The sequence below is a fragment of the Paenibacillus sp. EKM301P genome (assembly GCF_011800295.1).
GTDB classification, from domain to species: domain Bacteria; phylum Bacillota; class Bacilli; order Paenibacillales; family Paenibacillaceae; genus Paenibacillus; species Paenibacillus polymyxa.
This window is the reverse complement of the sequence record NZ_JAALFM010000004.1, coordinates 164,907-178,636: the sequence shown is the minus strand read 5'-3', so window position 1 is coordinate 178,636 and position 13,730 is coordinate 164,907. Positions and strand designations below refer to the sequence as shown.

At 46.5% G+C, this 13,730-nt stretch carries 14 protein-coding genes; 4 read left to right on the top strand and 10 right to left on the bottom strand.

The window, feature by feature from the left end:
• Positions 1 to 152: 152 nt before the first annotated feature.
• Positions 153 to 680: a thioredoxin family protein gene (locus tag HFD99_RS12250; protein ID WP_039277029.1), complete on the top strand. Its 528-nt coding sequence runs from the start codon at positions 153 to 155 to the stop codon at positions 678 to 680.
• Between the two features lie 85 nt (positions 681 to 765).
• On the opposite strand, the gene HFD99_RS12245 is transcribed toward HFD99_RS12250, so the two are convergent.
• From HFD99_RS12245 to HFD99_RS12235, 3 genes are read right to left on the bottom strand one after another with little or no spacing between them, the layout of a single operon-like run.
• Positions 766 to 1,335: a DUF309 domain-containing protein gene (locus tag HFD99_RS12245; RefSeq protein ID WP_031463249.1), complete on the bottom strand. Its 570-nt coding sequence runs from the start codon at positions 1,333 to 1,335 to the stop codon at positions 766 to 768.
• Positions 1,336 to 2,148 (bottom strand): GTP pyrophosphokinase, encoded by an 813-nt coding sequence (locus tag HFD99_RS12240; RefSeq protein WP_016819745.1) that lies wholly within the window; start codon positions 2,146 to 2,148, stop codon positions 1,336 to 1,338.
• A 34-nt stretch (positions 2,149 to 2,182) separates the two neighbouring features.
• A complete protein-coding gene (locus tag HFD99_RS12235) occupies positions 2,183 to 3,277 on the bottom strand; it encodes a quinone-dependent dihydroorotate dehydrogenase (RefSeq protein ID WP_039277026.1) in 1,095 nt (364 codons plus the stop codon).
• Between the two features lie 218 nt (positions 3,278 to 3,495).
• On the opposite strand from HFD99_RS12235, the gene HFD99_RS12230 reads away from it, so the two are divergent.
• Positions 3,496 to 3,642: a hypothetical protein gene (locus HFD99_RS12230; RefSeq protein WP_016819743.1), complete on the top strand. Its 147-nt coding sequence runs from the start codon at positions 3,496 to 3,498 to the stop codon at positions 3,640 to 3,642.
• 27 nt (positions 3,643 to 3,669) lie between these two features.
• On the opposite strand, the gene HFD99_RS12225 is transcribed toward HFD99_RS12230, so the two are convergent.
• The 3 genes from HFD99_RS12225 to HFD99_RS12215 form a co-directional block, all read right to left on the bottom strand.
• A complete protein-coding gene (locus tag HFD99_RS12225) occupies positions 3,670 to 5,094 on the bottom strand; it encodes a L,D-transpeptidase (RefSeq protein ID WP_039277024.1) in 1,425 nt (474 codons plus the stop codon).
• Between the two features lie 156 nt (positions 5,095 to 5,250).
• Entirely contained in the window at positions 5,251 to 5,493 is a 243-nt protein-coding gene (locus tag HFD99_RS12220) for a ferredoxin (RefSeq protein WP_013309730.1), read from the bottom strand.
• Positions 5,494 to 5,653: 160 nt separating this feature from the next.
• The gene (locus HFD99_RS12215) at positions 5,654 to 6,934 is read right to left on the bottom strand and encodes a DNA polymerase IV (protein ID WP_016819741.1); all 1,281 of its coding nucleotides are present in this window, start codon (positions 6,932 to 6,934) and stop codon (positions 5,654 to 5,656) included.
• Positions 6,935 to 7,226: 292 nt separating this feature from the next.
• Between HFD99_RS12215 and cimA the strand changes: the two genes are divergently transcribed.
• A complete protein-coding gene (cimA, locus tag HFD99_RS12210) occupies positions 7,227 to 8,843 on the top strand; it encodes a citramalate synthase (RefSeq protein ID WP_039277020.1) in 1,617 nt (538 codons plus the stop codon).
• 56 nt (positions 8,844 to 8,899) lie between these two features.
• Here cimA and HFD99_RS12205 read toward each other — a convergent pair whose 3' ends face one another.
• The 4 genes from HFD99_RS12205 to HFD99_RS12190 form a co-directional block, all read right to left on the bottom strand.
• The gene (locus HFD99_RS12205) at positions 8,900 to 9,529 is read right to left on the bottom strand and encodes a TlpA family protein disulfide reductase (protein ID WP_031463246.1); all 630 of its coding nucleotides are present in this window, start codon (positions 9,527 to 9,529) and stop codon (positions 8,900 to 8,902) included.
• Between the two features lie 173 nt (positions 9,530 to 9,702).
• Complete coding sequence (locus tag HFD99_RS12200; RefSeq protein ID WP_031463245.1) at positions 9,703 to 10,440, bottom strand: exonuclease domain-containing protein; 738 nt, start codon at positions 10,438 to 10,440, stop codon at positions 9,703 to 9,705.
• Positions 10,437 to 11,519 (bottom strand): DUF294 nucleotidyltransferase-like domain-containing protein, encoded by a 1,083-nt coding sequence (locus HFD99_RS12195; protein ID WP_017425836.1) that lies wholly within the window; start codon positions 11,517 to 11,519, stop codon positions 10,437 to 10,439. The genes HFD99_RS12200 and HFD99_RS12195 overlap by 4 nt, the downstream gene beginning before the upstream one ends.
• 48 nt (positions 11,520 to 11,567) lie before the next feature.
• Positions 11,568 to 12,971 carry an ammonium transporter gene (locus HFD99_RS12190; RefSeq protein ID WP_025364563.1) on the bottom strand — a complete coding sequence of 468 codons (1,404 nt, stop codon included), beginning with the start codon at positions 12,969 to 12,971 and terminating at the stop codon, positions 11,568 to 11,570.
• A gap of 293 nt (positions 12,972 to 13,264) precedes the next feature.
• Between HFD99_RS12190 and HFD99_RS12185 the strand changes: the two genes are divergently transcribed.
• Positions 13,265 to 13,696, top strand: coding sequence for a MerR family transcriptional regulator (locus tag HFD99_RS12185; RefSeq protein WP_043886097.1), 432 nt, complete (start codon positions 13,265 to 13,267; stop codon positions 13,694 to 13,696).
• The last annotated feature ends 34 nt before the right edge of the window (positions 13,697 to 13,730 follow it).

Below are 13,730 nucleotides of genomic sequence, written 5' to 3'. Positions count from 1 at the left end.
TCCTGTCCTGTTAAAATAAATTTTATTGTACCATAATCAACCTGTTATCCGGCAATATCTGTGTGATTTACAAACTTTCACTACAAGCTGTAATGTTGTATAATAATGAGGTTCATAGTTACATATTTTAGATTTTGATAGGAGAGATTCCATTGAACGCACAAAAATCCAACAAAAAAAAGCTTATCCCTGTCATTGGCTTTTTTGTTGTGCTTGTCATTTTGCTTGGAGTGCTGCTCGCTTTAAACTCGGGCACTAAAAACAAGCTGTACGGCGTTTCCACAGCCTCGTTAAATCCTGCTACCCAGGAACTGCTAAATGATCCGAACTATCAGCAAATTATTAAGCCAGAAGATTTACAAAGTAAAATTGACAAAAAGGAAAGCTTTTTCGTCTATCATTTCGCTTCCGACTGTGTTCACTGCCGTGCCACTACTCCCAAGCTCATGCCTTTGAGCAAGCAGGAGAATATCACGATGCACGAATTTAACCTACGTGAGTATGAGGCTGGCTGGGACAAGTACAAGATTGAGTATACTCCCACGCTTGTTTATTACGAAAAAGGCGTGGAAAAGGAACGTATGGTTGGTGGATTGAAGGAAAGTCCTTCAGACAACGGATACACACTCGACGATTTCAAAACCTTCTTTGAGAAATATAAAAAGAACGTGACCTCTTAGACAAATCTCCTCACGTCTGACAATGATAAAGCAGCCCGATCCCTATAAAACGGATCGGGCTGCTCGTTTATTATGCGCTACAACATCAAGGCGCATCCTTCGTTTCCACCGTAGCTGAGCGTAAGCTGCCAGCAGCCTGTCTTCGCCTAATCGAAGCTTCCAGCGCCTGCTGACGCTGCTCATGCTTTTCGCCACGCCGAGGACCTCTCTGCTGAGGGACGTTGACCGGAACGGACAACGCTGCCTTCTCCACGGCCCGACGCAGCCCAGGTTCGATGATTTCAATCGTCAAGTCCCGATAAATCGGCGGTTGACGATGAAGCTCTTCCGAACCTTCCATAACAGCTTCAGCAAGCTGCCGGGCGCAAGCGCGCGCCTCGTCTACCAGCTTCGCCATATTAATACCCAGCGCCTGCGAAGAAGCATGTTCCAACCTGTGTACCGCACTGTCCAGCATCATGTATCCACCACGATAGTTACCATTGCGAAAATGATACAGTCCTACAGCAACTTGCAGCAAACCTTTATATACAGGGTCTCGGTCCAGCTTAAGCCACAGCTCTTCCAGTACCTCATGACATTCAAAGTAATCCCGATCCCGATTGAAGTATACCAAATAAGTCACGTACAACGGTTCATAGGAAGGGTTCACCATTTAAAACTCATCCCTGTCTTCTTCCTTAGTTGAAGCTTCCAGCATCTCCTTGACCTCATCATGCAGCTGCTTGATTCCTTCCATGTCGTGCCGCTCCCACAGTTCATTAAATCTGCGCTGCGCCTCAATCGTTTCACTAATTTTATGGTAGAAATACAGACGATGCATGCCTGTTAGGACTTTGGATACGATATTGGCTTCATCCTCAAACTTCTTCTGCGCTTCCAATATTTCAAGACGGATGGAAGACATTTCATTATCCAACACAAAGGCTGCCTCCGCCGCCTTTTTCAACCGGGCCCGCATATCATCCGGCAAGCTCTCACGATACTTATAGCTAAGAGAATGCTCTATGGTTGCCCAAAAATTCATAGCCAACGTACGGATCTGAATTTCTGCCAGCACAATCTTTAACCCCACTGCTGTCTGAACCGGGTACTCCACAATCATATGAAAGCTGCGATAGCCGCTATCTTTATAATTGGTGATGTAGTCCTTTTCATACAATACCGTCAAATCCTTACGTCTTCGAATATATTCGGCTACCCGCCGGATATCCTCTACGAATTGACACATAATGCGAATGCCGGCGATATCCTCGATCCCCGTCTCCAGCTGATCAGGTGGAACCTGTAATCTCTTCGCCTTATCGAGGATGCTGGATATTTTTTTAACCCGTCCAGTTACGAATTCGATAGGAGCGTATTCCTCGCGCTTTTTCAGCTCCGCACGCATTGTTTTGAACTTGACCTTAAGCTCTTCCACCGCCTGATCGTATGGCAGCAAAAATGTTCCCCAGTCTCTTCCGTCCATCCCCGTACCTCCTGTCTCTTCCGACAACACTTTTTTATCTGTGAGCTGCACCAACAGCCTCGGTAATATGTCTAAAGCCGTCCTTTCGAAGCAGCTCACGCAGACCGGCATGTATAGCCCGGTTTACTTCCGGCCCCTCATAGATCAATGCTGTATAAATTTCAATCAGGCTAGCGCCTGCTTTAATTTTGTCATAGGCATCACGACTGGTAAAAATACCGCCTGATCCAATAATAGGCAGCTTCCCTTCCGTCTGGCGGTACACCCGTCCAATGACCTCTGTGGAACGGTCACGTAGCGGCTTACCACTCAATCCTCCGGTTTCACTTGCATTCCGATGCGTCAGACCAGTTCTGGATATCGTCGTGTTCGTTGCAATAATGCCGTCCACTCCGCTAGCTGCAATCGCATCTGTCATATATTCCAATTCCTCGTCCGATACATCCGGCGCAATTTTGACCAGTACAGACTTGGCTTTACCATACTTTGTCGCCTGAACTCCCATCTCTGCCCGAACCGCTTCCAGTAATGACTTCAGTTCACTGCCATGCTGGAGTTTTCGTAAATCCGGAGTATTGGGCGAACTAATGTTCACTACAAAGAAGTCCGCATACGGATACAGTGCGGAAATACACTTCTCATAGTCCTTATGGGCATCCTCATTTGGCGTAACTTTATTTTTGCCGATATTAACAGCAACCGGTACAGGTCGATGTTTAAGGGTAGCCAAACGTTGGGCCATGCTCTCAGCACCCAGATTGTTAAAGCCCATCCGATTGACTAATGCCTCATCGGGAGGCAGTCGAAACAAACGGGGCTGATCATTGCCGGGCTGTCCGACAGGTGTCACCGTGCCTACTTCCATAAAACCAAAACCGATGGAAGAAAAACCGGCAACCGCTTCAGCATTTTTATCCAGTCCCGCAGCCAGTCCAATCGGGTTGGGAAAATGAATGCCAAACAGGTCAACGGCAAGATCTTCCGTTTCCTTGACTCCATACATCCCTCGCAACGTCGCCGCTCCACCAGGAAGTGAGCCAACATGTTTTAAGCCGTCAATGACTACATGATGGGCCCTCTCTGGACTCATTTTGAAAAAAACAGGTTTCGCGATCCTTCGATACAACACGATTCATCCACTCCGTTCTATGCCCTTGCACAATCCTAAAAAAACATCTCTACAAAATAGTTTAGCTTTTTCCATACCAAAAAGAAAGTAATTTGCGAGGTCCAACATCAGAACAATTCAGTTGTCATGGAGATGTCATTGAAAATGTATAATCAAACCATTTACAATGGACATAGTAAGACAGGATCTTAGCCCGCAAGAAAAGAGGGATTGCTGATATGAAGACCAAGCGTAAACCGCCCAGTCTGCAAAAGAAAAAGGATGAGGTGAACAAGAAAGCGATCGTATGGACCGCCATCAGCTTTGTTCTACTCATCATTGTGATTGTTCTGGTCATTGTTTTAGCACAAGCAGGAAATCGTTAATCAACAAGTAGCAGCGGCACCACAACGTTAATTTAGCCAGTGATAGGTTTTGCGGGGATTCGTCTGGTCGTGCTGCGGCTCACTCGTAAATCGGGAACCAGGTACAAGCACTTGATCAGGCAGTCCCCCGTTACCAATGACCACCTCCGTACCTGAAGGTACGAATGCAAACAATTCCTCCACGTCTTCCTTCCCCATGCGGACACAACCCAGTGACTCATTTTTGCCGATACTGTCTGGCTCGTTCGTACCATGGATAGCATAATTCGTTGCAGACAGTTGCATACCACGGCTACCAAACTCACCGTTGGATTTGCCGTTCGGATTTACGACTTTATCGGTAATCACAAATTTCCCTTCCGGTGTTCTTTCTCCGCCCAAACCGATGGGATAATTGCGAATAAGTATATTGCCGCTCACCAATGCTAGCCTGTGCTTGGATTTGTCTATCACAATTCGTAGCGGTTGCCCCAGAAAAGGACGCCCGTGCAATGACGATGCCAGCAATAGACTTTTCTCAGCCGCTGCGCCAGTGTTCTGATCTTTCCCTGTTCCCTGTCCTGGAGAAGCAAGTAAATTGCGCATAGGTGTAAAAGCCTTCTTCATCCCGTCAGTCGTACCGTACATCGTGTTATCGGGAAAATCTCGGGTCAGTTCCTCAAGACTCTGGGGAAGACGTTGATGCTGCGAGCGAAATGCACGCATGGCACTATTCAGCACAGCCAGTTCTTCCTGTCCGGCAGCCCATTTTAGACCTGATTTGCGGAGAGTTTCACTATCTGACGGCTTGCAAGCACATGCAGCGGCGTCGTAAGACTGAACAGCTAATCCGCCGTTTCCCTTGTTCTGTACACTAAGTAACGGCTTCATGCCTTCTCTCCAGATCAGCCACGCCCCGCTCTGCTCCATGCCCAGCACCGTGGTCTTGGACGGCATTTGACTCGTCTTTGCCAACATATCCGTAAGCGCTGTTCCAGCCCCACTTCCTTGCCTGGCTTGAGCCGTAAACACACCACCAACATAAGTCTCACCGTTCTGCGTCCTCTCCTTTGGATCTGCAGTAGCCACTTTTGCAACTTCGGCATGATCAATCGCTGCGTCCTCAGTTCCGGATGGAACGGATGCGCTCTCAGGTAAAGTGCTCGGTGAATTGGCTGAAGGGACCCAGATGAGCAGAAGTACCATTAACGCAGTTAGAAGGTGGCGTGTTCGAGCGGTTCTCCGCTCCTTCTCCTTGGACATCTGAACCAGTTTATCCTGATATTCCATCCATACGTCTGCCGGAATCTGTTTATGCTCAAAGGCTTCGAACACTTCCCCTGCACGATTGAAGCAATAATTTGCTTTGCCCTCCTGGCCGCTGCTTTCATACTCTTTACCGAGTAAATACCAGGCCATTTTATTATCAGGGTGCTTTTTTACATACGATTTAAGATGAGGCGAATGGTCCATCGGATCCTCCTGATCGTGTAATCTTGCTTACTATTATGTATATCGGTCACAATAGGTCTGATGGACAGCACATAAAAAAACAGCACCGCCAGCATACTTTCACCGTTATACGGCGAAGGGTACTGGCGGTGCTATGCCTGTCCAAAAAACTTACACTTAACCTTCTTTATTAAAAGGTTCGTCTGCAACTTTGATGGAATCTGTAGGGCAACCGTCACAAGCATCCTGCATATCATCAAACAGGTCTTCCGAGATCGCCTTGATGCCTTGGTTTGCATCCCCTTCAAAGATCACTTCAGCCAAACCTTCATCATCATAATCATAGATGTCTGGTGCTGTAGCGCCGCAGGCTCCGCAAGCAATGCATGTATCTTTTTCTACCCAAGTGTATTTAGCCATAACTTTTCTCTTCCTCCTATACAATCGAACAAACCAGCTTTTGCATTCTATTCACATATTAATACAAACCCAATATTATTACAAATTATTTTCCTTTATCCTTCATGCAAAAAACGCTTATAGCGTGTGTTACTGATACAACAATAACCCTCCCCGAAGTTCACTCTGGAGTGGGTAGATTGTCTTTTTGCAGCGAAGTTCCGCGCAACTTGGAATTACGAAGAAGTACCGAAGGATCATCTCCCAGCATCCCCGCAGTCAAAATCGCATTTTCACCAAACTTATCGCGCAGCGCATCCATCGTTTTCAGTAAACTTTCTTTTTTAGGCTGGTCCTGGTATTCAAATAGATCTAATTGAACAGCCGCTTCCTCCTTAGGGATGAGCTGTTGCAGCGTAATCCCCAACAAACGCACCGGCTTATCCTCTCCCCAATGGCGACGATACAATGCACAAGCTTCCTTATATATGTCTTCTGCACTTTCCGTAGGCGTACTCCTGACTTGAGAACGCGTAAAGGTCTTCATATCTGGGGTCCGAATCGTCAGTTGAATACCTCCTGCCAGCATACCGTGCCGTCGAAGCCGCCGGGCTACCTGATCACTAATGTTAAGCAGTACCCTTTGGGCTTCTTCGAGCTTTACTACATCCATAGGCAAGGTGGTGGTGTGCCCGATGGATTTGTTTGGCTCCCGCTCAGTGCTGACTGGAGAATGATTAATTCCGTTTGCCGCCAATTTTAACCAAGAACCCGTTACACCAAATATGCTAACCAGCATGTGTTCATCTGCCTTAGCCAGTTGCCCAATGGTACGAATGTTCATTTGTAGAAGCTTGTCTGCCGTTTTTCGACCCACACCAAACAACTGCCCACATGGAAGGTTCCACAAAATGTTGGGTACATCACGCAAACGTAGAACAGATATCCCGCGTGGCTTTTTCAGATCAGAGGCCATTTTGGCCAGTAGTTTGTTGGGCGCTACCCCAATTGAACAAGGCAAGCCTAGCTCTTCTTCTACTCTACGCTGGATTTCCTCGGCAATATCCAAAGGTGTTCCAAACTGCTTGGAACCGGAAATATCTAGATAACATTCATCAATTGAAGTTGCTTCCAGCATAGGCGTATACGAGTAAGCAATACTCATAAATGCTTTGGAATAACGACGGTATAAATGAAAATCAGGCTGTATTACGATGAGCTGCGGACAAATCCGGCGAGCCTGCTGAACAACCATCCCTGTTGAAATGCCCAATCGTCGTGCTTCATAAGAGCAGGTTACAATTACACCCTTGCGAAGCTCACTGCTGCCTGCCACTGCGGTAGGCAATCCTTTATATTTTTCCGGCTCCTCCGCTGCATGAACGGAACAATAAAATGCGTTCATATCCACATGCAGAATAACTCGTCCACCAACCGGATAATAAGCACTGACATCTTTCATGCTCAACCCTTCTTTTTAACTGTAATTCACTCGTTAGATCAGGAATATGTCCTTTGATTTTATACTTGGGTTACCCTTGAATGCTATTCCTATTTTACATAAAAAATATAGGTTTTGTGTTCAAAAAAGATAATTATATATTACATTTGAAGTCATTAGTTGTTATAATCGACTATCATACGAACACGACAAACTAACGCTTTCCTGTTTTTAAGCGTTAAACAACTAAATTAATGTGCTTAAAAAAGCAGAGCATCACCAATCTGAGCAATCCGCGAAGGAGGAGTCCCTCATGTCCACCGCTATTTCTATCTTTGACACAACGCTGCGAGACGGCACTCAAGGAGAAGGAATTAGCTTGTCTGCTGATGACAAATTGAAAATCGCCAAAAAACTCGATGATCTCGGTGTTCACTATATTGAAGGCGGGATTCCCGGGAGCAACAGCAAGGATATCGAATTTTTCAAAAGGGTACAAGAGCTGGGGCTTCAGGCAAAAATTGTCGCCTTCGGCAGCACGCGCCGCAAAGATAGCATCGCAGCGCAAGATGTCAATCTGCAACGGATTCTGGAATCCGGCGCTCAGGCCGCTACTCTAGTCGGTAAATCATGGGATTTTCATGTACACACTGCTTTACAGACAACATTGGAGGAAAATCTGTCTATGATTTACGACTCCATCGCCTTTTTAAAGCAAGGGGGCATGGAGGTTATTTTTGATGCCGAGCATTTTTTTGACGGATATAAAAACAACCCCGAGTATGCACTCGCCGTTATGAAAAAAGCTGAGGAAGCAGGCGCGGATTGGCTCGTGATGTGTGATACCAACGGCGGTACCCTGCCACATGAAATACAGGAAATTGTTAGTACACTGCAAAGCCAGGTAACGAAGTCACAGTTGGGCATTCATACACACAATGACTGCGAATTGGCAGTAGCCAACACACTAAGTGCAATTCAAGCAGGTGCAAGGCAGGTCCAAGGCACCATCAACGGCTACGGTGAACGATGTGGTAACGCCAACCTCTGCTCGGTCATTCCGAACTTGCAGCTCAAACTGGGCTACGACTGTCTAGATCCCGAGAAGCTAAAACAACTCCACAATACAGCTCGCTTTGTGAGCGAAGTCGCCAACGTTAATCTGCCTGTAAACCAGCCTTATGTTGGCAATGCTGCTTTTGCCCATAAGGGAGGCATTCACGTGTCAGCTATTCTGCGCGACTCACGAACCTATGAGCACATCGCTCCCGAACTGGTGGGGAACAAGCAGCGGGTCTTGGTCTCCGAATTGGCCGGACAAAGCAACGTTGTATCCAAGGCGCAGGAACTGGGCATCACCCTCGATCCGTCCAGTGATGAGGCACGTGGCGTCATTAGTCGCATCAAAGAACTTGAGCATCAGGGATATCAGTTTGAAGGCGCAGATGCTTCGCTGGAATTGCTTATTCGTGAAGCTGGCGGTGAAGTAAAGGAAATGTTCTCATTTGAATCCTTTAAAGTGCTAGTGGAAAAAACAGCGGGCCGATCGGTCGTCTCCGAGGCCTTCTTAAAGTTGAATGTTGCAGGGACAAGTGTCTATACCGCAGCTGAAGGGAATGGTCCTGTCAATGCACTTGATAACGCACTCCGCAAGGCTCTTTCTCAATATTTCCCAGCCTTGCGGGACATGCATTTGGCTGACTATAAGGTGCGTGTGCTTGACGAAAAAGACGCCACTGCCGCCAAGGTACGCGTGCTCATTGAGTCCAAAAATTACGAGGACGTCTGGAGTAACGTAGGTGTATCTGAAAATGTTATTGAAGCGAGCTGGGAAGCTCTCTTGGACAGCTTCCGTTACGCATTGCTGGAAGCACCAACTCCAAAAAATGAACAAACAGAGCTTACTCATCACGGTTTAGTTAACCACTAATCAAGTACAAGCATGAGCTAATAAAGTGACTTTGGCGGTCTAATCGGCCCCTAAAGTCACTTTATTTTTTGAAGAGCTTCTATTTTACCCTCCAATTCCCGTTCACTGAGCATGCCGATTATGATTTCTCGTACATGTCCATGATGGTCAATCGTAACATGAGTTGGGAAAGCCGCTCCTCCAAATTGTTCAAAAAATGCTCCTTGTTCATCCAGTAAAATGGGGAATCGGAGGGCCAAAGAACGGGAAAACTTCTGCACATCCTCTAATCGATCATAACGGGTTACATTGATGCCATACACATCTACAGCATGTTTGTATTTACTATACAATTCATTCAGCATAGGCGCTTCTAATCGGCACGGATCGCACCACGAAGCCCAAAAGCTAATGATCATCGCTTTATTTCGCGGAGCCCCTACATCGTAGGACTTGCCGTTTAATCCCTTTAAAATCATAGAAGGAAGCTGTTGTCCAAGTTTGATTCTTTTCATTACCTCTGCCGCATCTGATTCAGTCCCTACATTCTTCTCTATTTCAAGCTCTTTTTCACCCTTGTATTTTTCTTCCAACCGTGCATTTCTCACGGGAAGGCTTGCTGCATTGACTGTGTTTGCAATAATTCCCCATGAAGCCCCGACCATAACCAATACCATTATTGCTCTGATGAAAAGAAATCTTTTCAAAGTCTTATCACCTATCTTTCATCTAAATGACCTTTATCCTTCCCCATAGGATGCCCATACTGCTCCCACCTCTAACCTTCTAAAATCTGAACAGGACACAAAAAAACAGCAAACCCACGAAAATCGCGAACTTGCTGTTATTATGTGAGGTCAGATGTTATGCCTTGTACTGATCAGGCATGGCTTAAATGCGCGTAGATATCTGCCAAATTGGTCACATTACGCTTCAGCATTTCCTGAACATACGCCACCCATAGCTTAGCGGTCATCTTCGCATCCTCTAACGCATGATGCCGCCCTTCAATCGGAATGGATTGATAGGCCAACAATTCATCCAAACTATAGGTTTGGTGTTGCTGTGGCTCCAGCCATTTGGCGAGCATCATTGTGTCTAGTACACGGTGAGTTAACTGAACTTTAGATGTTTTCCATAGCGCAGCATTTAAAAAGGCCTTATCATGAGCGCTAGCATGCGCTACAAGCACCCGTCCACCTACAAAGGACATAAAGTCATGCAGTCCATTCATAAGCGGCGGAGCTTCATCCGTCATTTCCCGGGTAATCCCAGTTAGCTCAGTAATGTGTTTAGGAATCTCAGTCCGCGGATTAACAAGCGTATAAAACTGCTCTTTTTCCATAATCACATCCCCGACTACCCGAATCGCTCCGAACGATAAAATCTCATCTCCATGCTGTGCCGAAAATCCTGTTGTCTCCAGATCAAAAACTACCGTCTCCAAACGCTCCAGCGGGGTACGCAATACTTCAGAACGCCGTTGTTCTCGTGTTAAGGACCGAATAAACGCCATCTGCTGAGCCGTAGGAGCCCCCATTACAGATGCGATTGCCGAAGGTACCCCTCCTCTGCGGAGGGCACTCCAGAAGCCACCTCCCTGCGCTGGTTCCTTCATGACCTTCTCCCTTCCATAAATCGCAGCTGCCTTTGCAACGCACGATGCAGCCGTCGTACTGTCGAAAGAGCCTCGCGCAGCTCATGCCAGCCTTTCCCTTGCTTCAGCGGCTTGACGGCCAAATAGCCATTACTGAGAAGCAATCCACCCTTCTCCTTTACCGGAGTAGCCATTCGAAGCTGAAGTGCATTCCGAAAAGCTCGCTCGCAAGCATCAAGTAAAGGCAACGGTGCCGCTTCAAGTGATGCGAGACGCCTGAGCCTTTTCAAGGTAGAAGTTTCCTCTACACCATGTTGCAATGCCAAAAAACGGACGGCGTTCACCAACGGAATGTATAACCCATATTTCACATCAAAATCACCTGCATGCTCACCGAATCGCTCGGTAACGATCTGACCTAAAATATTAAGTGTCGCTTTATGCCTTACCGTGTTCCTAAGTACGGCTGAAGGTAAATCGGGATGTTTTCGGAACAACTTATAAAAACTTCGCTTCCATTCTGCAGACAATTGCTGATCGCCTGCGATATGTCTCATATCAGACGAGATAATAAGATAACGAATCGGCTCCCAAGCAAAATCTTCCGACCATTTGGATAGCTGTTCTTGCCATCCAGACAATGTATGGCGCCACAATGGCTCTGAACACATCACTTTCCCCTCGCATTTGGGATATCCCAAATACTCTAGCATCGCAGACACTCTGCGACCAAACTCGCTGAAATACAATTCTTTGTCAGCAGACACAAGGTCACTGATAATCATACCGTTATCCTGGTCACTCCACAGCGTCGATTCCGAGCGCCCCATGCTTCCGAAGGCTATAAATGCGTAAGGGACGGGAGGAGGCCCAAAGCCATCCTCAACCATCCCTTTTTCGCACATTTGTACAGCTCTGGCCGCGATGCGGTCATGCATTTCATTCGCCGTTCGTAACCAGTCTGATAACGGAGCGGAGGCTTGGGAAGCCAGCAGCCATTTCTGAGAATCGATCCTGGCCTGCCTTAACGACTCAGGTGTGTCAGCATGATCAATCGCTTCGGCGGAACTCACCCAAGGGGCCATATTTTGCAGTTCCATACTTCCATCTCCTCCGCTCACCCATACTGGCTCTTTATATTTTACATATTAGCTGACAATTCCAGAACGCTTTTCAGCTTCGGTAACTAACTTCATTTGCTCTGGATAGCCGTACGTACCGTGTTCACTGATATCAAGTCCCATCGTTTCTTCCTCTTCCGTAACGCGAATCCCCATAATTGCTTTCATCGCACCCAGAATAATGAAGGAAATGACGAATACGAATGCCAAAGTGCCAATCAGTCCAAGCAACTGTACTCCTAATTGCGTAAAACCACCACCATAGAACAGACCCGCTTGACCTACACCTGTTATTTTTACAAGCTCAGGAGTAGCGAAAAACCCTGTGGATACCGCGCCCCACATCCCTGCAACCCCATGTACGGAGAAAGCATATACCGGGTCATCTATTCTCGCACGCTCAAACCATTGCGCTGTAAAGAAAGTGACGATTCCTGCAACTGCGCCAATGACCAATGCCGCCCAAGGTGCTACAAAGGCACAAGAACCTGTGATGGCAACCAAGGCTGCCAGTACACCGTTTAGCATAGCTGGAATATCTGCTTTTCCGTATACCATCCAAGATACGAGCAATGCGAAAACTCCGCCTGCCGCCGCAGCAATATTTGTAGTCAGGGCTACATATCCAAAGAATCCGTCATTCATCGCAGAAACAGCACTACCTGGGTTAAATCCAAACCAGCCAAACCAGAGAATAATAACACCCAAGATAGAGTACACCTGATTATGACCAGGGATAATGTTCGGCTTGCCATCTTTATTAAACTTGCCCAGACGCGGTTTGAGCAGCAGCGTAGCGACGAGTGCTGCCGTAGCACCTGTCAGATGGACTACTGTTGAACCAGCGTAATCCTGCATTCCCAACTTGCCAAGCCAGCCACCGCCCCATACCCAGTGAGCTACAACTGGATAGATCACGATGGAGAACAAAATACCGAAAATAATGTATACACTTAATTTTGCACGCTCTGCCATCCCCCCGCATGCGATCGAAAGAGATACCGCAGCAAAAGCAAAGTGAAACAAAAACATAATCGTAATTGGAACATCCAAACCTGAAAGAGTATCAAACGATGCAGCAGCATCTGTCCCGCTCATGAAGAAACCCGTCAGCCCCATAAATCCGTTACCACCATCATTGCCGAAGCCGAAGCCAAATCCGAGAGCCCAGAAGGACAAAGCCGCAACACCCGTCGTGAGAATCGTTTTACCAGCGACATGACCCGCGTTCTTCATTCGTGTCGAGCCTGCCTCCAGTAATGCAAATCCCGCTTGCATGAAAAACACAAGTATAAATGCCAAGAACGTAAAGGCCGTGTTTAGTCCAGCTTGAAGTTGGATATTTGTGGGCCCGTCAGCAGCGAACGCACCTACAGGAAAAGCCAGAACCGTCAGCATGGCCAATAATACAACTAACCACTTTTTTCTCATGAAGACCACTCCCTCGAATGTTAGGTTTCTTTACATTTCGTGAAATTCTTATTGTCATTATAAGCAGAATACATGAAAGTTGACAAGATTTTTTTTATTATGTTAAAAAAATAAGCCTTTAAAGCTTTCATGTCATATTTTCTAACTATATAAATAGCTCGTTTGTGTTCATCAAAAGCATAACGTTTGACTGTATGGTTGAGGATCATGTAAAATATCCTTTATAAACTCTCGGTTTAAGATGTTATTATTGAAGATTGAACGAAGAGCGCGAGGTGAAGACAGATGGGGATATGAAGCTATATCGAATTGGTGAACTAGCCAAAGCGGCTGGTGTCAGCGAACGAACGATTGATTATTACACTAAACTCGGTTTGATCACACCTGAAGAACGATCATTGAAAAATTATCGGCTTTATAATGGTGAAACCTTAAACAGGCTTGAACGTATTAACCAAATGAAACAAGAGAAGTATAGCCTCGAGGAAATCAGACAGACACTGATTAAATGGAACTCCGTTGCAGGAGAAGAGCACGTCACTGACAAACTAACGAGTCTAGAAATGCACATGCAGCGTCTAGAGCGTGAAGTCAATGAACTACAACCTCTTCTCGGACAGCTCAAGCCCGTCCAAGCTCGCAAGCTGCTTACCGGTCTTTTGCCACAAAGCGCTGCTTGTATTGAGGCTTTGAAGTATCTGTTGGAGCATAGTTCTATGATGTAGATACCCGAGCTAGTAGTATGAACAATAATGGAGG